The following is a 20,985-nucleotide window of genomic DNA, read 5'->3' as shown; positions in this document are numbered from 1 at the left end:
GCTTTCGCAGGAGTCGTCCCGGAGCGCCGGACGAGGCCGCTCCGGGACCATTGTCCCCCTTCCGAGGGCCCGGTATCCCCCGGATGGGTGCATCAGGTGAGAATGCCGTTCTTGTCGCCCGGCTACGGGCGGCGGCCACCGGGCAGCAGGATCGAGCGGAGCCGGCCGACGTCGGCCATCCGGCGCTCGGCGAGCCGGTCGGCGGCGACGGCCGGGGGCACCCCGTCGGCCTGGGCCCGGGCGAAGATCTCCAGGGTGGTGTCGAAGATCTTCGCGGCCTTGGCCTTGGCCCGCTCGAAGACGAAGCCGTCGATCTCGTCGGCGACCTGGATCACCCCGCCGGCGTTCACCACGTAGTCGGGCGCGTAGAGGATCCCGCGGTCGGCGAGGTCCTTCTCCACACCGAGGTGCGCCAGCTGGTTGTTGGCGGCGCCGCAGACGACGGTGGCGGTCAGGGCCGGGACGGTGAGCTCGTTCAGCGCGCCGCCGAGCGCGCAGGGGGCGTAGACGTCCAGGTCGGCGCGGATCAGCGCGTCGGCGTCGGCGACCACCTCGATCTCCACCCCGTGGTGGGCGGCGCGGACCCGGTCGACGGCCTCCTCGCGGACGTCGGTGACGACCACCCGGGCGCCCTCCTCGACCAGGTGGTCCACCAGGTAGTGGCCGACCTTGCCGATCCCGGCCACGCCGACCCGGCGGCCGGCCAGGCTGGGGGCGCCCCACTGGTGCTGGGCGGAGGCCAGCATGCCCTGGAACACGCCGAAGGCGGTCAGCACCGAGGAGTCCCCGGCGCCGCCGTTCTCGGGGGAGCGGCCGGTGACGTAGTCGCACTCGCGGGCGATCACGTCCATGTCGGCGACATAGGTGCCGACGTCGCAGGCCGTGACGTAGCGCCCGCCCAGCGACTGGACGAAGCGGCCGTAGGCGCGGAGCAGCGCCTCGGTCTTGACGGTGGTCGGATCGCCGATGATCACGGCCTTGCCGCCGCCGAGGTCGAGCCCGGCCAGGGCGTTCTTGTAGGACATCCCGCGCGCCAGGTTCAGCGCGTCCTGCACCGCGTCCTCCTCGGAGGCGTACGGGTGGAAGCGGGTGCCGCCCAGGGCCGGGCCCAGGGCGGTGGAGTGGATGGCGATGACGGCCTTCAGGCCGCTGTCGCGGTCGTGGCAGAGGACGACCTGCTCGTGGCTGTCGCCCGGGGCCGCTGCTGACTCCGAGGCAAAGATCCGGCGCAGTACGCCGGAGCGCTCACTGACATCGGTCACGGTGGTGACTCCATTGTCGACTCGCGCCCGCTGCTGTGGTGCGGGCGTTGTGCCTGAAGCCTAGAACCTGCCCGTACCCGGGGTGCGGAGCCGCAGCTTCCGGGCCGCGCGGGGGGTCCTCCGTGCGACGATGCGAGACGTGCCTACCTTGCGGACCTCGGTGCGTCCTCCCTACGCCGCCTACTTGCGTGTGTACGAGCCGCTGGCTGCCTTCCGGGAGCCCGAGCGGTCGTACTGGCAGGGCTATGCCGCCGAGCGCCTGGGGCCCGGCTCGGTGGCGGGCGTGACGGCCCTGGAGGAGGCCAGGCAGCGGCTGGCGGACCTGATCGCGGTCCCCCCGGTGGCCGTGCCCGAGCAGGAGAGCAGGGACGCCTTCGTGCACCAGGCCGCGGGGGTGACCTACCTCTGCCCGTGGCGCACCCGGCTGCGCAGCTGGATGGCGCTGGAGCAGTTGGAGGAGCTGCTGCCGCCGACGCTGCTGGACGCCGTGGTGCCGCCGGTGGTGCGGGAGCAGGCGGAGGCGGACTGGGACCGCTGGCGCGCGCAGAACCCGGACGGGCGGCCGTGGATCCTGACCACCACCTGGAATGTGCCGATGCGCTGGTTCCTGCTGTTCGGCCCGGAGGAGCGGGAGTTCGCGCCGTCCCACTGGGAGCACGGGGACCCGCAGGGCCCGGAGTCAGGGGAGGCGGCGGACGCCGAGGGGCCGGCGGGGGGCGTGAAGCGCCGGGTCGCGCCGGTGCTGCGCTACCGCACCCCGATGGCACAAGCCCGCCGCAGGGTCGCCCGGGGCTACCGGGTGCTGCGGGAGGCGCTGGACGAGGGTCCGATGGTGGCCGGCGTCGAGGAGGTCGGCCGCTGGCTGGAGGAGTTCCACCCGCGCTCGCTGGTGGAGCTGGACTACGGCGGCCTGGTCCACGCGATCCCGGAGGGCACTCTCGCCGGGGACAATTCGGTGCAGGACGTGGCGGACGGGATCGCGGCGCTGCGCGAGGGCGACGGCGCCCGGGCCGGCCGTTCCTACCGCGCGGTCACCGAGCGCTGGCGGCTGGTGCAGGAGCTGCAGTACGCCAACTGACGCCTCCGGGAACCGTGGCGGACTTCCGCCACGACGGATCACGCCAGCACTGGACCAGACCAGTGGTGAACCCGCATGGCATCCTTCCCTCATACGTCGCACCAGGGCTTATCTCCCACCCACATGGGACCAAAGTCCTGGATCGGGTCAATACCGCACGAACGTGACGTGACTCACCGTTGACGCGAAGTGCCCTCAGGGTGTCAAAATAGGACAACCAGCCTCACCGTAGGTCCGCTGCAGACAGCAAGCGGCCTACGGGAGATCGAGAGACTTCGCGGGGGATGCGGGGGGTCTGGTTCATGTCATGACTGATCGTCACGAGCCTGTGACTGTCCGCTATGGCATGGTCCATGGCCATCCGTCGAGCTTGAGCCCGGAGGGGCTGAATCCGACGATTTGGTCGTTGGGGCTGGACGGATGGTGTAGTTGTAGTGCCGAGGACAAGCCGTTCGTCCTATTACCGACTTGGTCGGCGTGCGCCATTTCGGGCATCGCAGACCAAGGTGCAGAATTTGAAGGAAAGAACCGCGTTGGTTCGGTTCTCCCGAGGAGGCCGCTCATGACCGCTCGTACACCTGATGCCGAACCCTTGCTGACACCGGCTGAGGTCGCCACCATGTTCCGCGTTGACCCTAAGACGGTCACTCGTTGGGCCAAGGCCGGCAAGCTCACGTCGATCCGGACGCTTGGTGGGCACCGACGTTACCGCGAGGCCGAGGTACGTGCCCTGCTTGCAGGCATCCCTCAGCAGCGCAGCGAAGCCTGACGGTTTCGTAGAACCCAAGCACGGCCTTTTGTCTCTGCATCGGCACGCAGAAATAAAGGATCTTGAAAAGCAGTGGACCGCACCGAACTCCGCCGGGTTCGGTGCGGTTTTCTGCGTTGTGGGAGCAGTGTTCCGCAAAGTGATGACTGACGGTGCAATGGTATATATAAAATGGATGCCTGACGGAGCGGCGCCAAGGTAAGCCCGTCTCAGGAAGCGACGAGTGACGCGTGTCACAGGGTGGGCAACCGGGGCTGAGGCGGCGTCAGGAAAACAGATCAGCCCGAATCCGGAAGGATTCGGGCTGATCAACGGCGACCTCGACGGGACTTGAACCCGCGACCTCCACCTTGACAGGGTGGCGAGCTAACCAACTGCTCCACGAGGCCAGGCTGTGCTGACTCGTCAGACTGTACTGCATTTCCGGGGCGGAGGTCTAACCGCAGGTGGGGCGGGCCGGATGGGGCGTCTCAGCCGCCGGCCGCGCCGAGCAGGGCGCCGGCCAGGTAGGTGACCCCCATCGCCACCGCGCCGCCCGCCACATTGCGCAGCACCGCGGCGGGGACCGGCGCCCGGCCCAGCCTGGCGCTGACCCAGCCGCACAGCGCCAGCGCCGCCAGCACCGCGCCCACCGTGACGTAGAGCCGGATCCAGGCCGGGGGCAGCACCATGGCGAGCAGCGGCAGCAGCGCGCCCACGGTGAAGGACAGGAAGCTGGCCCAGGCGGCCTGCCAGGGGTTGGTGAGCTCGTCCGGGTCGATCCCCAGTTCGGTCTCCGCATGGGCGCCCAGGGCGTCGTGCGCGGTGAGCTGGGTGGCGACCTCCAGGGCCAGCGCGGGGCTGAGGCCCTTGTCCCGGTAGAGCCCGGCCAGTTCCTCCAGTTCGGCCTCCGGGGTCCGGGTGAGCTCCTCCTGCTCCAGGGCCAGGGCGGCCCGCTCGGAGTCGCGCTGGGTGCTGACCGAGACGTACTCCCCGGCCGCCATCGACAGCGACCCCGCCAGCAGCCCGGCCAGGCCCGCGGTGAGCAGCGCGGTGGCGTCGTCGGTCGCCCCGGCGACGCCCAGCACCAGGCCGGCCGTGGACACCACGCCGTCGTTGGCGCCGAGCACCCCGGCACGGAGCCAGTTGAGCCTGCTGCCGAGGCCCTCGTGGTGCGGTTCGGCCGGTGCGTCCCCTGCGGTCCCGTCTGCGGTCACCCCCGGAGTCTGCCGGTCCGGTGCGGCGGGCGCGGGCTGACACCCCGTACGCTCGGTCGCGGGACCGGACGGCTGAACGGGAGGCGCGGCGTGGGAGCCCAGCAGCGGGGAGCCCCACCGGACCAGGCCCGGCAGCGGGTCGCGGCGCTGGGGCCGTTCTTCGCCTTCGAGACCTACCCGCCGCAGGAACCCCCGGCCGAGCCCTGGCGGCCGATGGCCGAACTGGTCCAGGAACCGGCCGTGCTGCGGCACCGGGCGGAGGCGGTACGGGCCTACCTGGCGGCCGGCGGCGGGCGGTCCCCCGAGGAGCTGGAGCTGCGGATCGGCGCCTCGGTGGCCCAGTTGGGCCTGGTGGCCCGGCTGCTGTCGCCCGCCCTGGGCTTCGCGGCCCTCTACGGACGGCCGCTGGCGGTCGGCCTGGACGCGCTGCGCTGGCAGCCGGTGCTCGGCGGCGGCTTCCCGCTGGCACTGCCGCAGCAGGCCCTGCAGGCGGCCCTGGCGGGCCCGGAGACCGACCCGGAGTCCACCGCCCGGCTGCTCGGCGCGGGGCTGCTGGACGGCCCGGTACGGGCCCTGGTCGAAGCGGCGGCCGGCCTCTCGGTCTCCCGGCAGGTGCTGTGGGGCAATGTCGCCTCCGCCGTCAACGGCGCCGCCGCGGCCCTGGCGGCCACCGCGCCGGGGCCGGTGGCCGAGCGGGCCCGGGTGCTGGCCGCGGCGCTGCAGCGGCAGCCGGCGCTGCGCGGCGCGAGCACCGGGCCCGGCGCCGGCCGGGGCTTCCGGCGCCGCAGCTGCTGCCTGATCTACCGGGCCGCGCCCGCGGCGGCGGCCCGCTCGGCCCGCTCGGGCCTCTGCGGCGACTGCGTGCTGGCGGGCGGCTGACGGCGGCGGGACGGCCGGTCGGAGGGCGTGGCGGGCCGCCTGGACCAGGCCGCAGAAATTGGGATGCAACATTCCAAAGGTCCCAGGGTGTCTATAGGGAGTCAGGTCTTGTCGCCGGGGGGCGACAAGGCTCGGCTCCGCGCGGGTGGCAGCCCTGGTCCCAGCGACACCACGGGCTGCCCCGGGCGCTCAGCGGTCGATCAGGGCCAGCCCCCTGGCGTTCCGGCGGTCCAGCCCCCGGGAGACCCGGAGCGGGTCGAAGTCCGCGCCCCGCGTCGGCAGCAGGTCGGGGTCGCCCAGCACCGCGCCCGCACAGACCTCCGGCAGCAGTCCGGGGCGGCCCAGGATGTGCCCGGCCGCGGTGATGCCGCTGACGGCCGTGCCCGCGATGCCGGCCTGGTGCCGGGTGTTCGCCCCGGTCACGTACAGCCCCTCGACGCTGGTCCTGACGTCCGGGCGGCGGCCGGTCCCGCCCCAGTGGGCGAAGCCGTAGGGGCTGCCGGAACGGCCGCCGATGTAGCGCCGGTTGGTCAGCGCCGTCGCCGACTCCTGATGGGTGATCCGGTCCCGGAACGGGCCGATCGCCCGCTCGGCGGTGTCCAGCAGCGCCTCGGTGAGCCGGGCCTTGCCGGCCAGGTACTCGGCCCCGCGCCGGTAACCGGCCAGCGCCTGGCCGGCATCCGGCGGAACCAGGGTCATCACCTGGAAGTTGCTGTGCCCGGGCGGGCAGACGGTGCGGCTGCCGGGGTCCTTGAGCGAGGCGAAGGAGAGAAAGGCGAACGGCACCCGATCGGTTTCGGCCATTCTCTGCCGCGGCAGACCGGGGGCCAGCGCCCGGGCGTAGGAGCGCTCGATGTCGTCGCCGTTCCAGCACCACAGATTGGCGTTGGGCAGGTCGAGCGGCCGGTCCAGGGCCAGATAGACCACGGCGACCGCGGCCCGGGAGCCGGCCGCCGCGGTCCTGGCCGCCACCGAGGCCGGGAACACCCCGGGTTGACAGAGCGCCAGCACGGTTTCCCGGTAGTCGGCGTTGGAGACCACCACCGGGGCCCGGACGCTCTCCCCGTCCGCCAGCAGCACGCCGCGGACCCGGTGGTCGTCCCCGACCGCGATCCGCCGCACCGGGCAGCGGGTGCGCACCGTCCCGCCGTGGGCCTCGATCACCTCGACCAGGGTGGCCGGCAGCATCTGCCCGCCGCCGACCGGGTAGTAGGCGCCGCGCAGATAGTGGTCCAGCATCGCCGCGTGCACGCTGACCGGGGTGCTGGACGGCGGGCCGCCGTAGTTCCCGGACTGGGCGGCGAGCAGGGTCGCCGCGCGCGGGGACAGTCCGCAGCGGGCGAACAGCTGCCCCAGGGTGCCGGCGCCCTGCCGCAGCAGCTCCGGGTCCGCGCCGCCGACGTCCCGGCCCGGGCCCGGGCCCCTGCGGCCGGTGAGACGGCTCCTCAGGTCCTCGGCCGCGGCCCGGAGCACCGCGGCGCACCGGGCGATCCCGGCGGCCTCGGCGGGCAGCGCGGCGGTCAGCCGCCGGGTGTAGCGGTCCCAGTCGGCGGGCACGTCCACGCTCAGGCCGGGCAGCAGCAGCCGGTCGAAGCCGTCCTGGTCCATCGGGCGGAAGCCGATCCGCCCGGCCGCGCCGAGGCCGGACAGGATCGCCGGGATGATCCCGTCCGGGCCGCAGTCGCCCAGGTAGTGCACGCCGACGTCGAACTCGTAGCGGCGGCGGCGCCGGAACACCTGGCTGTTGCCGCCCACCACGTCGTGCTGCTCGGCCAGCAGGACCCTGCGTCCGGCCACGGCCAGGTAGGCGGCGCAGACCAGGCCGCCCATGCCGCCGCCGACCACCACCGCGTCGTAGCGGCGCTCAGAGGGAGATGCCACCGTGCACCTCCAGCACGCTGCCGGTGACGTAGGACGCGCGGTCGGAGACCAGGAAGGCCACCAGCTCCGCCACCTCCCCGGCGGTGCCGAAGCGGCGCAGCGCCACCGAGTCCAGCAGCCTGCCGCGGATCCGCTCCGGCAGCTCCGCGGTCATATCGGTGTCGATCAAGCCGGGGGCCACCGCGTTGGCCCGGATCCCGTAGCGGCCGACCTCCTGGGCCAGCGACTTGGTGAAGCCGATGATCCCGGCCTTGGAGGCCGCGTAGTTGACCTGCGAGGCGTTGCCGTAGACCCCGGAGACCGAGGAGAGGGTGACCACCGCGCCGGTGCGGCGCTTCATCATCGAGAACACCGCGGCCCGGCAGAGGTGGAACACCCCGTCCAGGTTGGTGTCGATCACCTGGTGCCAGTCGGCGTCGTCCATCAGCGCCAGCGGGCGGTCCCTGGTGATCCCGGCGCAGCTCACCGCCGCGCTGACCGGGCCGAGTTCGCCCTCGACCCGGGCCGTGAACTCCTTGGCCTCGACGGCGTCGGACACGTCCGCCCGCACCGCGAGCACCCGGACCCCCAGCTCGCCCGCGGCCTTCTCGACCCGGCGGGCCGACTCGCCGTCCGCGCGGTAGCAGAAGCCCACGTCCCAGCCGTCCTCGGCCAGCCGCAGCACGGTGGCCGCGCCGATGCCCCGCGAACCGCCGCTGACCAGGGCGGTCCCGGCTGTCCGAGCCACCGTCGGCTGATCTCCCGTCATACCGTTGCCTCCTGCTGCTCCTTGGCCAGCCGCAGCACCGCTGCCGCGACCAGGCCGTCGCCGTCGACCGAGGTGACCACGGCGATCCGTCCCGGGGCCCGGTCGGCCAGCGCCAGGGCGCTGGCCAGTTGGAACGAGGCCGAGGCCGCACCGGTGTCGCCGAGCAGCTCCGAGGTCAGCGGCACCTGCTCCAGCGCCTCGTCGCCGCACACCTCCGTCAGCGCCCAGGTCTCCTCCGCGCAGAGCCCGGACGGCACCGCCGCCCAGACCTCACCCGGCGTCACCCCGGCCTGCTCCAGCGCCCGTCGGACCACCGTCCCGACCAGCTCGGCGGTCGAGGCCCCCGGCAGCCGCAGCAGCGACCGCAGCGCCAGCACCGCGCTGTCCCGGCCGCCGTCCTCGGCCGGGCCGAGCTCCACCCGCAGCACCGCGGCGCCCTCGCCCAGCAGCGCGGGGGCGGCGTCCCGGTTGTGGTGCTCGATCCAGGCCCTGGCCCCGGTGTACTCCTCGGCCGCCCCGCACAGGGCGGCCGAGGCCCGGCCGTTGACGAGCAGCCGCCGGGCGTAGGCCAGCGCCAGCAGCCCGCTGGGACGTCCGCAGGCCAGGGTGGTGTTGGGGCCCTCGATCCGGTGCCAGATGGCGCACTGGGCCGCGGCGCAGTTCATCACGCTGTTGGGGATGGCGGTCGGGTCCACGTCGAAGGGCCGGTCGCCGGTGAGCGAGTCCCGGGTGAAGTCCATCATCGACTGCAGGCTGCCGGTGGTGGTGCCCAGCACCAGCGCGGTGTCGGCCCCCTCCCCGCCCAGGTCGGCGAGCGCGCCGACGGCGGTCACCGCCAGCCCGGTGACCCGGTTCATCGCCCGGGTGCCCTTGCGGCCCAGTACCTCCCGCACGTCGAAGCCGGGCACCAGGCAGGCCCGGGCGTCCGGCCCCTGCCAGCGGGCCGGGTCCAGTGCGGTGTCGGTGCGGCGGCGGTCGCGCACCCCCGCGGTGTAGGCCGCGCGGCCCAGCCCGTACGGGGAGACCGCGGACCAGCCGGTGACGGTCAGCACATCGCTGCGCATGGTGCCCTTCATCGCTGTGGTCATGGGAGTTGCTCGTGCCTGCCGAGGACGACCACGGCGTTGTTGCCGCCGAAGGCCAGGCCGTTGTTCTGCACGATCCGCAGGTCGGCCGGCACCGCGTGGTTGGGCACGCAGTCGATCGCGCACTCCGGGTCGGTGCTGCGGTGGTTGATGGTCGGCGGGATGAAGCCGTGGGTGATCGCCAGCGAGCAGGCGATCGCGCCCAGCGCGCTCGCCGCGCCCATGGAGTGGCCCAGCATCGACTTCAGCGAGACCGTGCGCGGCGGTCGGTCGCCGTAGACGTCGCGGATCGCCCGCGCCTCGGTGATGTCATTGGCCCTGGTGCCGGTGCCGTGCGCGGAGATCAGGTCCACCTCCTCCGGTTTCACCCCGGAGTCGGCCAGCGCCAGGTCCATGCAGCGGGCCACGCTGGCCTGGTTCGGCGCGACCGGGTGCGAGGCATCGCAGTTCAGCCCGTACCCGAGCACCTCGGCGTAGATCCGGGCGCCGCGGGCCAGCGCCGAGTCCAGGCTCTCCAGTAGCAGCACCCCGGCGCCCTCGCCGGTCAGGATGCCCTGCCGGTCCGCGTCGAACGGGCGGCAGCAGTCGGGGGCGATGGTGCCGAGCCGGTAGAACGCGGTGAAGGTCTTCCGGCAGACCGCGTCCGCGCCGCCGCACAGCGCGATGTCGGCCTCGCCGGCCCGGATCGCGTCCAGGCCGTTGCCGATCGCGTAGTTGCCGGCCGAGCAGGCGGTGCCCACGGTCAGCACCTCGGCGTCGGTCAGGCCAAGTTCGCGGGCCACCGCGACCGAGAGCCGGGTCGAGGCGATCCGCCGGGTCAGCCGCCGGCTCATCGACTCCGGGCCGCCCGCCAGTGCGGCGGCGGTGAGCCGGTCCAGGTCGAAGGACTCGCCGTCGGTGGTGCCGATGGAGATCTGGCAGCGCACCGCGCGCAGGTCCTGCTCGGTCAGTCCGGAGTCGCGCACGGCCATCCGCCCGGCCGCGGCGGAGAACCGCCCGGCCCGGCCGAGGTCGGCGACCGGGATCCGGTGGATCCACTCCTCCGGCCGGAAGCCGAGCACCTGGCAGCCGTTGGCGTGGGCGTACCCGGTGGTGTCGAAGGCGGTGATCGGGCTGACCCCGCTGCGTCCGGCCCGCAGCCCGGCGGCGAACTCCGCCTGGCCGATGCCGATGCTGGAGACCGCGCCGAGGCCGGTGACGACGACCCGGCGGCGGAGGTGACGGGACACCGGCTACCTCGCGCCGATCTCGGCGATGACCTGCTCCACGCTGCTGATGTCGGTCATCCGCCGCAGCTCGGACTGGTCGATGCCGACCTTGAACTCGGCCTCCAGCGCCGCCAGTACGCCGATCAGGGCGAGCGAGTCGGCGCCGTGGTCCTCGACGAAGCGGTCGGTGGGGGCGATCTCGTCCGGCTCGATCTCCAGGTGGTCGCTGACGATCCTGGTGATCCTGGTGATCCGGTCGCCGGACTGGGCGAGGGTGTCCATGGTTGCTCCTTGCTGGTGGGAACGTGCGTGGTGGGAACGTTTCTTCAGACGGCTGCGCCGAGGCGGCGGGTCGACTTCCAATGCCGCACCCCGGCCTTGTCCCGGAGCAGGGCGCAGGCGTCCAGGACCCGTTCCAGCTCGGCGTCGGTGACCTCGGAGTGCACCGAGAGCCGGTGCACGCAGCGGTTGCGACCCACGGCGGGCGGGATGAACGGGGCGCCGAACACGCCCTCGCCGTCCATCAGGTGCTGCAGCAGCGAGATGCGCTGCTCGGTGCCCGGCTGCAGCGGGATGATCTGGCTCTCGCTCGGCGCGATGTTGTAGCCCAGCGCGGTCAGTCCCTCGCGCAGCGCGGAGGACTTCAGGGCCAGCCGCTCGCGCCGGTCGTCAGCGGTGAGGATACGTTTCAGCACCGCGGCGAGACCGGCCAGATCGTGGGGCAGCAGGGTGGAGCTGAAGATCGCCCCGTGGGAGTGGAACGGCAGGAACTCGGCGGTCCGCCGGGAGCAGGCGACCAGGCCGGCCCGTCCGGCGAAGGCCTTGGCCAGGCTGGCGGTCCGGTAGCCGACCCGGTCGGCCAGTCCCAGCGCCACGGTCAGCCCGGAGCCCTGCGGACCCAGCACGCCCAGGGTGTGCGACTCGTCCGCGACCACCTCGCAGCCGGTGCGCTCGGCCACCGCGACCAGTTCGGCCAGCGGGCAGAGGTCGCCGGTGACGCTGTAGAGGGCGTCCACGGCGATCAGGCCGGGGCCGTGCCGTCCGATCAGCCGTTCGAGATAGTCCAGGTCATTGTGCGGAAAAGGACGCGCGACCGCCTCGGCGGCCTGGATTCCGGCCCATAGGGACATATGTGCGGTGGCGTCCACATAAACCGATGATCCGGCTCCGGCAATGGCCTGGAGAAGTCCGGTGTTCGCCGCCCAGCCGGATTGGCAGAGCATGGTCGCGGGGGCCCGCAGAAAGGCAGCCAGTTGCTTTTCGAGATCCCGCCGCGGATCGGCGTCGCCGGTGAAGGCGCCGGACATCAGCAGTCCACTGCCGTGCTGCAGAAGCGATTCGACCTGCGCTTCGACCACATCGGCCGCAGCGCCGAGGCAGAGGTAGTCATTGGACATCAGCACCAGGTCGCCGGGCCCGGGCGCAGTTCGTCCCCGGTAGATCGGACCGCCCCAACCCGCCTGCCGTAAATCCCATGCCCGCAGGCGCTCCGCGAGCGCGGTGGAGCCGCTGCCCATGTGTTGTCCCCGTGATTGCAATGAGTACGTTATGGGGGAAACATACAGGTTAATAATTGAAGAACGCACATGCCCGCGGCATACGTGGCAATAGAAGTATTTACTGCTCCGTGGAATGCAGGGCCAGGACGTGCCGCAGCGACCGCAGGTCGTTGGAGATGATCGCGTCGATCCCGGCCGAGGCCAGATCCGCCATCCGGCGCGGGCAGTCCACGGTCCAGGTGCTCACCTTCAGCCCCCGGCGCTGCAGCCGCGCGATCCGGCCGGCGGTGAGCCAGCGGTGGTGCGGGTTGAAGTAGTCCGGGCGCACCCGGCGCAGCAGCGTCGGCCGGGGGAGCAGCGGCGACTCCCAGCTCATCGCGACGCAGGCCTCGTCCGCGACCGCCCGCAGCCCGGCCAGGGCGGCGGCCGGGCCGGTGAACACCGCCTGGGCGAAGCGGCCGTCCGCGCGGACCAGCGCCGCCGCGGCCAGCGCCTCGGGCAGCCTGGGCACGTCGATCATCAGCGGGACGCCGGTGTCGCGGGCCAGGTCGAGCGCCTCCCGCAGGGTCGGGATCCGGCAGCGGTCGCCCCGGGTCAGCTCGCCCAGCTCGGTGAACGACAGCGCGTCCACCCGCCGGTCGTGGCCCCAGAGCCGGGTCAGTGTGTCGTCGTGCAGCAGCACGGCGACACCGTCCCGGGTCAGCTTCACATCGACCTCGACCCAGTCCGCGCCCTCGGTCATCGCCGACCGGACCGAGGGCAGGGTGTTCTCCCGCAGTACCAGCGGATCCCCGCGATGGGCGATCAGCAGCGTCATCCGGTCCTTACCCCTCCCCGAGTCGCCCGCCATCCTACGCGCGCGAGCCCCGCCCGAAGTGGACCCGTGTGGTACACAGGGAGTAATCAAAGGGGCATTTTGCACCAACTCAAGCTCGGCATCATGGCGCAGTCACGCAAGGAGAACGAGCAGCGACTGCCGATCCACCCCGCGCACTTCGAGCGGATCGACACCGACCTCCGGGGGCGGATCCACCTGGAGCAGGGGTACGGCGAGCGCTTCGGGGTCTCCGACGAGCAACTGGCCCCCCTCGTCGCCGGGCTCCGCCCGAGGGCCGAACTGATCGCGGACTGCGACGTCATCCTGCTCGGCAAGCCGATGCTGGAGGACGTCGCCGAACTGCGCGAGGGGCAGGTCCTCTGGGGCTGGCCGCACTGCGTGCAGGACGAGAAGGTCACCCAGACCGCGATCGACCGCCGGCTGACCCTGATCGCCTTCGAGGCGATGAACCACTGGACCAGCGACGGCTCGTTCAACCTGCATGTGTTCCACAAGAACAACGAACTGGCCGGGTACTCCTCGGTGCTGCACGCGATGCAGCTGACCGGCTCGACCGGGGACTACGGCCGCCGGCTGCGCGCGGTGGTGATCGGCTTCGGCGCCACCGCCCGAGGCGCGGTGACCGCGCTCAGCGCCCTCGGCGTGCACGACGTCGACGTGCTCACCGCGCGTGGCGTCACCGCGGTGAGCTCGCCGATCCACTCGGCCAGGATGGTCCAGTTCGACCACGACGAGGCGGACGACACCGCCGACCCGCGCCGCAGCCACGCCCTCACCGAGGACGGCCGGCAGCCGCTGGCGGAGTTCCTCGCGGGCCACGACATCATCGTCAACTGCGTGCTCCAGGACACCAGCGCGCCGCTGACCTTCCTGATAGACGAGGACCTGGCCACGCTGGCGCCCGGGACCCTGGTCGTCGACGTCTCCTGCGACGAGGGCATGGGCTTCAGCTGGGCGCGTCCCACCACCTTCGCCGAGCCGATGTTCACGGTCGGCGACCAGGTGCACTACTACGGCGTCGACCACAGCCCCTCCTACCTGTGGAACTCCGCCACCTGGGAGAACAGCGAGGCGCTGATGCCCTACCTGCGCTCGGTGCTGGACGGCCCCGACGCCTGGGAGGCGGATGAGACCATCCGCCGGGCCATCGAGATCCGGGCCGGGGTGGTCCGCAATCCGGCGGTGCTGGCGTTCCAGCACCGTGCGGCGGAGTACCCGCACCCGCAGCAGTAGCCGGCCGGGCAGCCGCGCGCCCGGGTCAGCCCCGGGTGCGGCTGCCGGGGCCCGGCCGCAGCAGCAGCCGGGGGCGTTCGCCCAGCTCGTGCCCCTGCTCGCAGGTCACCGACACCCGTACCGGCGCACCGCAGTCCGCGTGCACCGGTACGGCGGGCGGGCCCTCGGGGCCGGCCAGGTGCCGGTCGCCCCAGCCCATGAAGGCCAGCAGGATCGGCATCAGCTCCCGCCCGGCCGGGCTGAGCCGGTACTCGTGGCGCTCCCTGGCGCCCTCGGCCCGGTAGCCGGAGCGGACCACAAGACCGGCCCCGGTCAGCGCGGCCAGCCGTCCGGTCAGCACATTGCGGGCGATGCCGAGGTGGGAGGTCAGCTCGTCGAACCGGCGCACCCCGTTGGCCAGGTCGCGCAGCACCAGCAGGCTCCAGCGGTCGCCGACCAGGGCCAGGGTGCGCGCGATCGAGCAGGTCTCGCTGTCGTACACGCTGAACGGGGCAGGGCTCATGCCGGGATTCTAGCGAGCTGAGTTGCAAATAAGAACTCAGCTGCCCTAGCGTGGCCGCACAGCCTGTCCGACGAGCGGCACGAGGGGCGACCGATGACCGGGACCAAGCAGTTCGACGAGGTCGGCGACCCGTCGGCGGCGATCCGCGAGCGAACCTACAGCTGGTCCGACCCGCTGGAGACGGCCGGTGTCGCGGCCGGGCTGAGCGGGATGGACTTCTTCGCCGCGATGGCCGCGGGCAAGGTCCCGCCGCCGCCCATCCTGAACACCCTCGACTTCGACGGCATCACCTTCGAGGAGGGGCGGGTCGAGTTCCGGCTGACCCCCAGGGAGTTCCACTACAACCCGATCGGCTCGGTGCACGGCGGGGTGTTCGCCACCCTGCTGGACTCGGCCTGCGGCTGCGCCGTGCACACCAGGCTCCCGGTCGGCGTCTTCTACACCAGCCTCGACCTCTCGGTGAAGTTCCTGCGCCCGGTGTCGGTCGCCACCGGGCCGATCACCGCGGTGGGCTCCGTGGTCCACCTCGGCCGCCGCACCGCGCTCGCCGAGAGCCGGATCCTGGACGCGGCGGGCAAGGTCTGCGCCACCGCCACCAGCAGCTGCCTGATCATGCGCCCGGAGTAGCCGGGACCAGGGCTGCACTGGATGGCTCACTGCAGGTCGCGGCCCCGGCGGGGGTGGGTGAGGCTGGTGCACAGGTGCGGGATCCGGAGCCCGGCCCTGGACGACGGCGATGAGGTGGCACGGTGGGAACTTCTCAGGTGGGCGGGCGGATCGGGCGGCTGCTGCTGGCGGGCGGCCTGCTGGTCGGCGGTACGGCCGGAGTGCTCGGCCTGGCGGCGTGCAGCAGCTCGTCGACGAGCGCGGGCGGCGGGTCCACCCCCTCGTTCTCGCCCGATCCGCAGTCCTTCTCCGGAGCGCCGCCCACGGCGCTGGAGTCGCTGGCCGCCTCGGCCAAGGCGGCCGTCTCGGCCTCCGCGGCCTCCGCCTCGGCCGTCGCCTCGGCGTTCGAAGCCTCGGTGTCGGCGGAGTCCGGACGGGCCACGACGGCGGCGAAGGCCGAGCTGGCGAAGGTGTCCGGGGCCGGCAACGCCACCGCGGAGGTCGGGCTGACCGGGCTGAACCGGGACCGGATCGGCGGGCTGAACGCGGTGGTCGTCAACATCACCAACCGCAGCGGCGGGACCGCCTCCTACGCGGTGAAGATCAATTTCGTGGACAGCACCGGCAAGGTGGTCGACACCGCCGTGGTGGGGGCCGAGGACCTGGCCGCGGGCCAGAAGGCCCAGCCGGTCGCCTTCAGCACCAAGCCCGCCGAGCTCGCCCTGGTCCCCAAGCTCGCCCAGGCCCAGCGCTACTGACCGGCGGCACCGACCGGTGCGGCCGAACGGTTTGTCTCCACGCCGACCTGGCCCCGGCTCGGCGCGTCCACGTACCTGATAAATGACTCATATGGGATATCTGGGAGGACTTGTGAGGGCGCGTCAGACCGGCGCCCGGTGACGCACCGCTGAGGAGCCCGCCTGTGACGGCCGCCGACGACGTAATCGACCTGCTTCCCTCCTGGCGCCGGCTGATCCGGGTGTCGGTGTCACCGCTGCCGGACGGCCGGGACGGGGTGCCGGACGCCCAGGGCGTGCAGGGGCTCCCGGTCACCACCGACCTGGACCTCCCGGCCGGACTCGGCATCAGCGCGGAGGGCCTGCTCACAGCGGGGGTCGACGGCACGGTCGGCGGGACCCTGGTCTACCCGGTGCCGGGCGACGGCACCTTCGTCCTCTACGGCGTCGGTGCCCCGGGGAGCGCGGACGCCCACGCCCTGCGCGACGCCGCGGCGGCCTTCGCCTCGGCGGCGTCCCGGCACGGCCGGCTCGCCCTGGCCGTCCCGAGGGACACCGCGGTGCCGCCGGAGCTGGCCGCGCAGGCGCTGGTGGAGGGGGTGCTGCTGGCCCGCTACCGCTACCCGGTGCTCAAGCGGGAGCCGGCCGGCGGCCAGGAGCTGGAGGAACTGGTCCTGCTGGCGCCCGCGGACCGGCTGGACGAGGTGGCCCGCGGCGCCGAGCGGGGCCGGATCCTGGCCAGGACCCAGGCCGTGGCACGGGACCTGGCGAACTGCCCGCCGAGCCTGATGACCGCCGCGGTGATGGCGGACTGCGCGGTGCGGCTGGCCGACGAGTGCGGCTTCGAGGTCGAGGTGTTCGACCGGGCGGCGCTCAAGGAGCTCGGCTGCGGCGGCCTGCTCGGGGTGAACGCGGGCAGCACCGACGAGCCGCGGATGGTCAAGCTGGTGCACCGGCCGTCCGGCGCGGACGCCGGTACCGGCGCCGGCACCGCCAAGCTCGCCCTGGTCGGCAAGGGCATCATGTACGACTCGGGCGGCATCAGCCTCAAGCCCGCCGACGCCGTGCACGCCACCATGAAGAACGACATGTCGGGCGCCGGGGCGATCCTGGCGGCGATGACCGCGCTGCGGGCGCTGGACTGCCGCACCGCGGTGACCGGCTGGCTGATGTGCACCGACAACATGCCCTCGGGCAGCGCCACCAAGCTCGGCGACGTGCTGACGATCCGCGGCGGCACCACCGTCGAGGTCCTCAACACCGACGCCGAGGGACGGCTGGTGATGGCCGACGCCCTGGTCCTGGCCACCGAGGAGCCCGGCGACGCGATCGTGGACATCGCCACCCTCACCGGCGCCAGCCTGCGCGCCCTGGGCGCGGAGATCGCCGGGGTGTTCGGCAACGCCCAGCCGCTGGTGGACCAGGTGCTGGCCGCCGCGGCGCTCACCGACGAGCCCGCCTGGCAGCTGCCGCTGGCCCGGCGCTACCGCCGGGAGCTGGACTCCGACATCGCCGACATCAAGAACATGGGCGGCCCCAACGGCGGCGCGATCCACGCGGCGCTGTTCCTGGACGAGTTCGTCGCCGGACGCGCCTGGGCCCACATCGACATCGCCGGGCCGGCGCAGAACGACGCGGCCGGCTCCTGGCACCCGCGCGGCTGCACCGGCTTCGGCGCCCGCCTGCTGACCGAACTCGCGCTCGGCTTCACCCCTCCCCGAGGAGTCTCCGTATGAGCACCGCCGTTGCCGCCGCCGACGACGGCGAGAAGAGGTCGTTCACCCAGCGGATGCTGGACGGGATCGAGAAGGCGGGCAACAAGGTCCCGCACCCGGCGGTGATCTTCCTGCTGCTGATCGTGCTGGTCATCGTGCTCTCCGCGATCCTGTCCGCGGTCGGCGTCAAGGCGACCTACGAGTCGGTGGCCCCGGCCCCGGTGGCCGGGGAGCTCTACTACCCGCAGGGCACCACCGAGCCCTCGGTCAGCTACCCGCCCGAGGCGCTGCACCACCCCGCCGTCGAGGTGACCCATGAGACCACCAAGATCGAGAGCCTGCTGACGGCCGACGGGGTCCGCTTCATCTTCACCTCGGCGGTGGACAACTTCACCAGCTTCGGCGTGGTCGGGGTGATCCTGGTGGCCATGGTCGGGGTCGGCCTGGCCGAGGAGGCCGGGCTGATCGGGGCACTGATCCGAAAACTCGTCGCGGTGTCCCCACCGGCGACGCTGACCTTCATCATCGTGCTGCTGGGCATCCTGTCCAGCATCGCCTCGGACGCCGGCTACCTGGTGCTGATCCCGCTGGGCGCGGTCGCCTTCAAGAGCGTGGGACGGCATCCGCTGGCCGGGCTGGCCGCCGCGTTCGCCGCGGTCGGCGCCACCTTCGGGGTGAACGTCCTGATCACCCCGGTGGACGGCATCATCACCGAGGTCACCAATGAGGCGGTCCGGCTGGCCGACCCGGGCCTCACCATCGACCTCACCTCCAACCTCTACTTCGGCATCGCCTCGACGTTCTTCCTGGCGATCGTGATCACCTTCGTCACCGAGAAGTTCGTCGAACCCAGCCTGGGCCGCTACATTCCGCACCAGGCGGCCGAGGACACCGAGGAGGCGGCCGAGGGCAGCCCCGAGGGCGAGGCCCGCGGACTGCGCTGGGCCCTCTACGGCCTGCTGGGCGTGCTGCTGGTGCTGGTGCTGCTCTCGGTGTTCCCGAGCGCACCGCTGCGGAACCAGGACACCGGCAGCCTGTTCGACGACTCCCCGTTCATGGACAGCCTGATCTTCATCATCATGCTGCTCTTCCTGGTCACCGGCCTCTGCTACGGCGCCGGCGCGAAGACGCTCAAGGGCAGCGCCGCCGCGATGGCCGCGATCACCAAGACCTTCGCCGGGCTGGGCGGGCTGATCTTCCTGCTGTTGATCATCGCCCAGTTCATCGCCTACTTCAACTACACCAACATGGCCACGGTGATCGCGGTGAAGCTGGCCGACGCCCTGGAACGGGCCAATGTCGGGGCGGTCTGGCTGCTGATCGGATTCGTCCTGGTCACCCTGGTGCTGGACATCATCATCCCCGGGGTGATCCCCAAGTGGGCGATCTTCGCGCCGATCTTCATCCCGCTGTTCATCCGGCTCGGGGTGGCCCCGCAGACCGTGCTGGCCGCCTACCGGGTCGGCGACGGGCCGATGAATATCGTCACCCCGCTGATGGTCTACATCCCCTTCATCGTGCTGCTCACCCAGAAGTACAAGAAGGAGGCCGGGGTCGGCACGGTGGTGTCGATGATGCTGCCCTACACCCTGATCGTCGCGGGCACCTGGCTGCTCTTCTTCATCGCCTGGTACCTGCTCGGGATCCCGCTCGGCCCAGGGGCCCCGGTGCATCTGCCCTGAGCAGGGCGTCCCCGGTGACCGTCACCCGGTGGCCGCGCTCGGCCAGCAGCGTCAGCGCGCGGTCGAGCATGGCCCGGGCGGCGGCGTCGATCGCGGTCACCCGTTCCAGGTCGAGCAGCACCCGGCCGCCCGGGCCGGGGGCCTGCTGGCCCAGCGCGAACAGCACCCGCTCGGCCGCGGTGAAGTCCAGCGCGCCCTGGGCGGCGACCAGCGCGGTGCCGCCGTCCTCGGCGGTGTCCGCCCGGGTCACCGTGGGGGCGCCCGGCGCGGGGTTGCGCATCAGGTGCAGCCCGAACCGCTCGGACAGCTCCCGCAGCGCCGCCACCCCGCGCACCGGATTGCCGAAGGAGTCCAGCGGCGGGCTGTGCACGGCGACGCCGAAGCGGGCCGGACTGACCGCGACCAGCCCGCCGGACACCCCGCTCTTCGCCGGCAGGCCGACCCGCAGCATCCACTCACCGGCCGCGTCGTACATCCCGCAGGTGGCCATCACCGCCAGCACCGCGACCGCCACCGGCTCGGGCACCACCGCCTCGCCGGTCACCGGGTTCACCCCGCCGTTGGCCAGGGTGGCCGCCATCACCGCCAGGTCGGCGACGGTGGCCCGCACCGCGCACTGCCGGAAGTAGGTCTCCACCGCCTCGGCCGGATCGCCGCGCAGCGCGCCGGTGCCGCGCATCAGATGGGCCAGCGCCCGGTTGCGGTCACCGGTCTCCGCCTCCGAGCGGTAGACCTCCTCGTCCACGTCCAGCGGACGGCCGGCGAACCGGCCCAGGCAGTCCAGGATCCGGGCGAAGCGCTCGGCCGGGTCGCCGCCCGGGACCAGGGCGGTGACCGCGATGGCACCGGCGTTGATCATGGGGTTGGCCGGCCGTCCGGTCACCGGGTCCAGGCTGATCGCGTTGAACGCCTCGCCGCTGGGCTCCGCGCCGACCGTGCGGCCCACTTCCTCGGCGCCGAGTTCGGCCAGCGCCAGCGCGAGCACGAACGGCTTGGTCACCGACTGCAGGGTGAACGCCTCGTCGCACCGGCCCGCCCGGTAGCGGTGCCCGTCCAGGCTCACCAGCGCCAGGCCGAAGCAGTCCGGATCGGCCAGCGCCAGCTGCGGGATGTAGTCGGCCACCGCGCCACCGTCCAGGGCCAGCAGTCGCCGGTGCAGGTCCGCCAGGGCCTCGCTGACGACGTCGATGCCTTCGATGCCTTCGATGCCGTCCGGAGCGGAGGTCAAGGGGCCAGCACCCGCTGTTTGGCGGCGGTGAACTCGGCCTCGGACAGCAGCCCCTGCGCATACAGGCTGCCCAGCCGCTCCAGGGTGGACAGCGCGTGGTCGTCCAACCCGGACGCCGGCGCTTCCGGCACCACGGGCGCGGGCGCCACCGGAGCGGAGGCGGCCTGCTGGGCCGCCTCCCGGTCGGCCGCCTGCTGCTGCTGGCGTGCGGACACCCGTCCGCTGACCGCGGAGGCGGTCCCGGCGACCACCGCGGTACGGGCGGCCACCCCGATCAGTCCGGGGCGTCCGCCCCGGCTCATCCGTCGGCCGATCATGACAGCGCCCCTTCCCGGGCGATCGCCTGCAGGTCCAGCTCCACCAGCACCTCGGGAACCCGCTCATGGGCCACCAGCACCCCGCCCGCCGCGCGGATCGCGCCGGTGATCGGGGCGGCCCAGGTGTTCTCCCAGACCAGCAGGGCGGCCGAGGAGCCGGCCGGGATCTCCTCGGCCACCAGCGCCAGGTCCTCCTCGCTGAGCAGGCCGCCGACCTCGCCGTCGATGTCGGCGAACATCGCGGCCTCGTCCGCGTCCAGCGAGTCGAGTTCGAGGAAGCGCACCGCGCCCTCGTCGTCGCGCTTGACGAAGGTCAGGTCGAGGATCCGGACGATCCCGCCGTCGACCAACTTCTTCAGCTCCGGCAGCAGGTCGCCGCGGAACCGGGACCCCGGGAATGCGACCACCAGGTACTCCACAGGTCCGACAGCCATGGCTGGCACCTCCAGGACGGAACACGGACGAAGCACGGACGAAGCACGGACAACGGGCCGATCAATTCGATGCTGCGCCCGTACCCCG

The 20,985-nt window shown here is 72.6% G+C and carries 21 protein-coding genes and 1 tRNA gene; 8 read left to right on the top strand and 14 right to left on the bottom strand.

Annotated features, from left to right (window positions below; genetic code table 11):
* Positions 1-122 precede the first annotated feature (122 nt).
* Positions 123-1,262 (bottom strand): Glu/Leu/Phe/Val dehydrogenase dimerization domain-containing protein, encoded by a 1,140-nt coding sequence (locus ACEZDG_RS12610; protein WP_380507179.1) that lies wholly within the window; start codon positions 1,260-1,262, stop codon positions 123-125.
* 130 nt (positions 1,263-1,392) lie between these two features.
* Here ACEZDG_RS12610 and ACEZDG_RS12605 point away from each other — a divergent pair, with 130 nt between their 5' ends.
* Together ACEZDG_RS12605 and bldC are read left to right on the top strand one after the other, a co-directional pair.
* Positions 1,393-2,340, top strand: a complete 948-nt coding sequence (locus ACEZDG_RS12605) for a hypothetical protein (protein ID WP_380507176.1) — start codon at positions 1,393-1,395, stop codon at positions 2,338-2,340.
* Between the two features lie 562 nt (positions 2,341-2,902).
* A complete protein-coding gene (bldC, locus tag ACEZDG_RS12600) occupies positions 2,903-3,109 on the top strand; it encodes a developmental transcriptional regulator BldC (RefSeq protein ID WP_003949541.1) in 207 nt (68 codons plus the stop codon).
* A 315-nt stretch (positions 3,110-3,424) separates the two neighbouring features.
* Here bldC and ACEZDG_RS12595 read toward each other — a convergent pair.
* Together ACEZDG_RS12595 and ACEZDG_RS12590 are read right to left on the bottom strand one after the other, a co-directional pair.
* A tRNA-Asp gene (locus tag ACEZDG_RS12595) sits at positions 3,425-3,498 on the bottom strand.
* A gap of 81 nt (positions 3,499-3,579) precedes the next feature.
* Positions 3,580-4,305, bottom strand: a complete 726-nt coding sequence (locus ACEZDG_RS12590) for a VIT1/CCC1 transporter family protein (RefSeq protein WP_380507169.1) — start codon at positions 4,303-4,305, stop codon at positions 3,580-3,582.
* A 90-nt stretch (positions 4,306-4,395) separates the two neighbouring features.
* Here ACEZDG_RS12590 and ACEZDG_RS12585 point away from each other — a divergent pair, with 90 nt between their 5' ends.
* Positions 4,396-5,184: a hypothetical protein gene (locus tag ACEZDG_RS12585; protein ID WP_380507166.1), complete on the top strand. Its 789-nt coding sequence runs from the start codon at positions 4,396-4,398 to the stop codon at positions 5,182-5,184.
* A gap of 189 nt (positions 5,185-5,373) precedes the next feature.
* Here ACEZDG_RS12585 and ACEZDG_RS12580 read toward each other — a convergent pair whose 3' ends face one another.
* From ACEZDG_RS12580 to ACEZDG_RS12550, 7 genes are all read right to left on the bottom strand, one after another.
* A complete protein-coding gene (locus ACEZDG_RS12580; protein WP_380507163.1) occupies positions 5,374-7,065 on the bottom strand; it encodes a phytoene desaturase family protein in 1,692 nt (563 codons plus the stop codon).
* Positions 7,049-7,813, bottom strand: coding sequence for a 3-oxoacyl-ACP reductase FabG (gene fabG / locus ACEZDG_RS12575; protein ID WP_380507160.1), 765 nt, complete (start codon positions 7,811-7,813; stop codon positions 7,049-7,051). Before fabG ends, ACEZDG_RS12580 begins: the two co-directional genes overlap by 17 nt.
* Positions 7,810-8,901: a beta-ketoacyl synthase N-terminal-like domain-containing protein gene (locus tag ACEZDG_RS12570; RefSeq protein WP_380507157.1), complete on the bottom strand. Its 1,092-nt coding sequence runs from the start codon at positions 8,899-8,901 to the stop codon at positions 7,810-7,812. The genes fabG and ACEZDG_RS12570 overlap by 4 nt, the downstream gene beginning before the upstream one ends.
* Entirely contained in the window at positions 8,898-10,127 is a 1,230-nt protein-coding gene (locus ACEZDG_RS12565) for a beta-ketoacyl-[acyl-carrier-protein] synthase family protein (RefSeq protein WP_380507154.1), read from the bottom strand. Before ACEZDG_RS12565 ends, ACEZDG_RS12570 begins: the two co-directional genes overlap by 4 nt.
* A gap of 3 nt (positions 10,128-10,130) precedes the next feature.
* Positions 10,131-10,388, bottom strand: coding sequence for an acyl carrier protein (locus ACEZDG_RS12560; RefSeq protein WP_380507151.1), 258 nt, complete (start codon positions 10,386-10,388; stop codon positions 10,131-10,133).
* A gap of 44 nt (positions 10,389-10,432) precedes the next feature.
* Entirely contained in the window at positions 10,433-11,623 is a 1,191-nt protein-coding gene (gene cqsA / locus ACEZDG_RS12555) for an alpha-hydroxyketone-type quorum-sensing autoinducer synthase (protein ID WP_380507148.1), read from the bottom strand.
* Between the two features lie 100 nt (positions 11,624-11,723).
* The gene (locus ACEZDG_RS12550) at positions 11,724-12,422 is read right to left on the bottom strand and encodes a glycerophosphodiester phosphodiesterase (protein WP_380507145.1); all 699 of its coding nucleotides are present in this window, start codon (positions 12,420-12,422) and stop codon (positions 11,724-11,726) included.
* Positions 12,423-12,521: 99 nt separating this feature from the next.
* On the opposite strand from ACEZDG_RS12550, the gene ACEZDG_RS12545 reads away from it, so the two are divergent.
* The gene (locus tag ACEZDG_RS12545) at positions 12,522-13,676 is read left to right on the top strand and encodes a N(5)-(carboxyethyl)ornithine synthase (RefSeq protein WP_380507142.1); all 1,155 of its coding nucleotides are present in this window, start codon (positions 12,522-12,524) and stop codon (positions 13,674-13,676) included.
* A gap of 25 nt (positions 13,677-13,701) precedes the next feature.
* Here the strand turns inward: ACEZDG_RS12545 and ACEZDG_RS12540 are convergent, their stop codons facing one another.
* The gene (locus ACEZDG_RS12540; protein ID WP_380507139.1) at positions 13,702-14,178 is read right to left on the bottom strand and encodes a winged helix-turn-helix transcriptional regulator; all 477 of its coding nucleotides are present in this window, start codon (positions 14,176-14,178) and stop codon (positions 13,702-13,704) included.
* A 93-nt stretch (positions 14,179-14,271) separates the two neighbouring features.
* Between ACEZDG_RS12540 and ACEZDG_RS12535 the strand changes: the two genes are divergently transcribed.
* The 4 genes from ACEZDG_RS12535 to ACEZDG_RS12520 all read left to right on the top strand — a co-directional run bounded on the left by ACEZDG_RS12535 (position 14,272) and on the right by ACEZDG_RS12520 (position 18,918).
* On the top strand, positions 14,272-14,805 hold the full coding sequence (locus ACEZDG_RS12535; protein WP_380507136.1) for a PaaI family thioesterase: 534 nt from the start codon (positions 14,272-14,274) through the stop codon (positions 14,803-14,805).
* Positions 14,806-14,927: 122 nt separating this feature from the next.
* Positions 14,928-15,542 (top strand): hypothetical protein, encoded by a 615-nt coding sequence (locus ACEZDG_RS12530; RefSeq protein WP_380507133.1) that lies wholly within the window; start codon positions 14,928-14,930, stop codon positions 15,540-15,542.
* 164 nt (positions 15,543-15,706) lie between these two features.
* Positions 15,707-17,257 carry a leucyl aminopeptidase family protein gene (locus ACEZDG_RS12525; protein ID WP_380507131.1) on the top strand — a complete coding sequence of 517 codons (1,551 nt, stop codon included), beginning with the start codon at positions 15,707-15,709 and terminating at the stop codon, positions 17,255-17,257.
* Complete coding sequence (locus ACEZDG_RS12520; RefSeq protein ID WP_380507128.1) at positions 17,254-18,918, top strand: AbgT family transporter; 1,665 nt, start codon at positions 17,254-17,256, stop codon at positions 18,916-18,918. The genes ACEZDG_RS12525 and ACEZDG_RS12520 overlap by 4 nt, the downstream gene beginning before the upstream one ends.
* Here ACEZDG_RS12520 and glsA read toward each other — a convergent pair.
* From glsA to ACEZDG_RS12505, 3 genes are read right to left on the bottom strand one after another with little or no spacing between them, the layout of a single operon-like run.
* The gene (glsA, locus tag ACEZDG_RS12515) at positions 18,857-20,116 is read right to left on the bottom strand and encodes a glutaminase A (protein ID WP_380508511.1); all 1,260 of its coding nucleotides are present in this window, start codon (positions 20,114-20,116) and stop codon (positions 18,857-18,859) included. The genes ACEZDG_RS12520 and glsA overlap by 62 nt on opposite strands.
* Before the next feature lie 26 nt (positions 20,117-20,142).
* Positions 20,143-20,463, bottom strand: coding sequence for an SHOCT domain-containing protein (locus ACEZDG_RS12510; protein ID WP_380507125.1), 321 nt, complete (start codon positions 20,461-20,463; stop codon positions 20,143-20,145).
* A complete protein-coding gene (locus ACEZDG_RS12505; RefSeq protein ID WP_380507122.1) occupies positions 20,460-20,897 on the bottom strand; it encodes a DUF6325 family protein in 438 nt (145 codons plus the stop codon). Before ACEZDG_RS12505 ends, ACEZDG_RS12510 begins: the two co-directional genes overlap by 4 nt.
* Between the last annotated feature and the right edge of the window lie 88 nt (positions 20,898-20,985).

The organism is Streptacidiphilus alkalitolerans (assembly GCF_042511045.1).
GTDB classification, from domain to species: domain Bacteria; phylum Actinomycetota; class Actinomycetes; order Streptomycetales; family Streptomycetaceae; genus Streptacidiphilus; species Streptacidiphilus alkalitolerans.
This window is presented reverse-complemented; position numbering and strand designations above follow the sequence as displayed.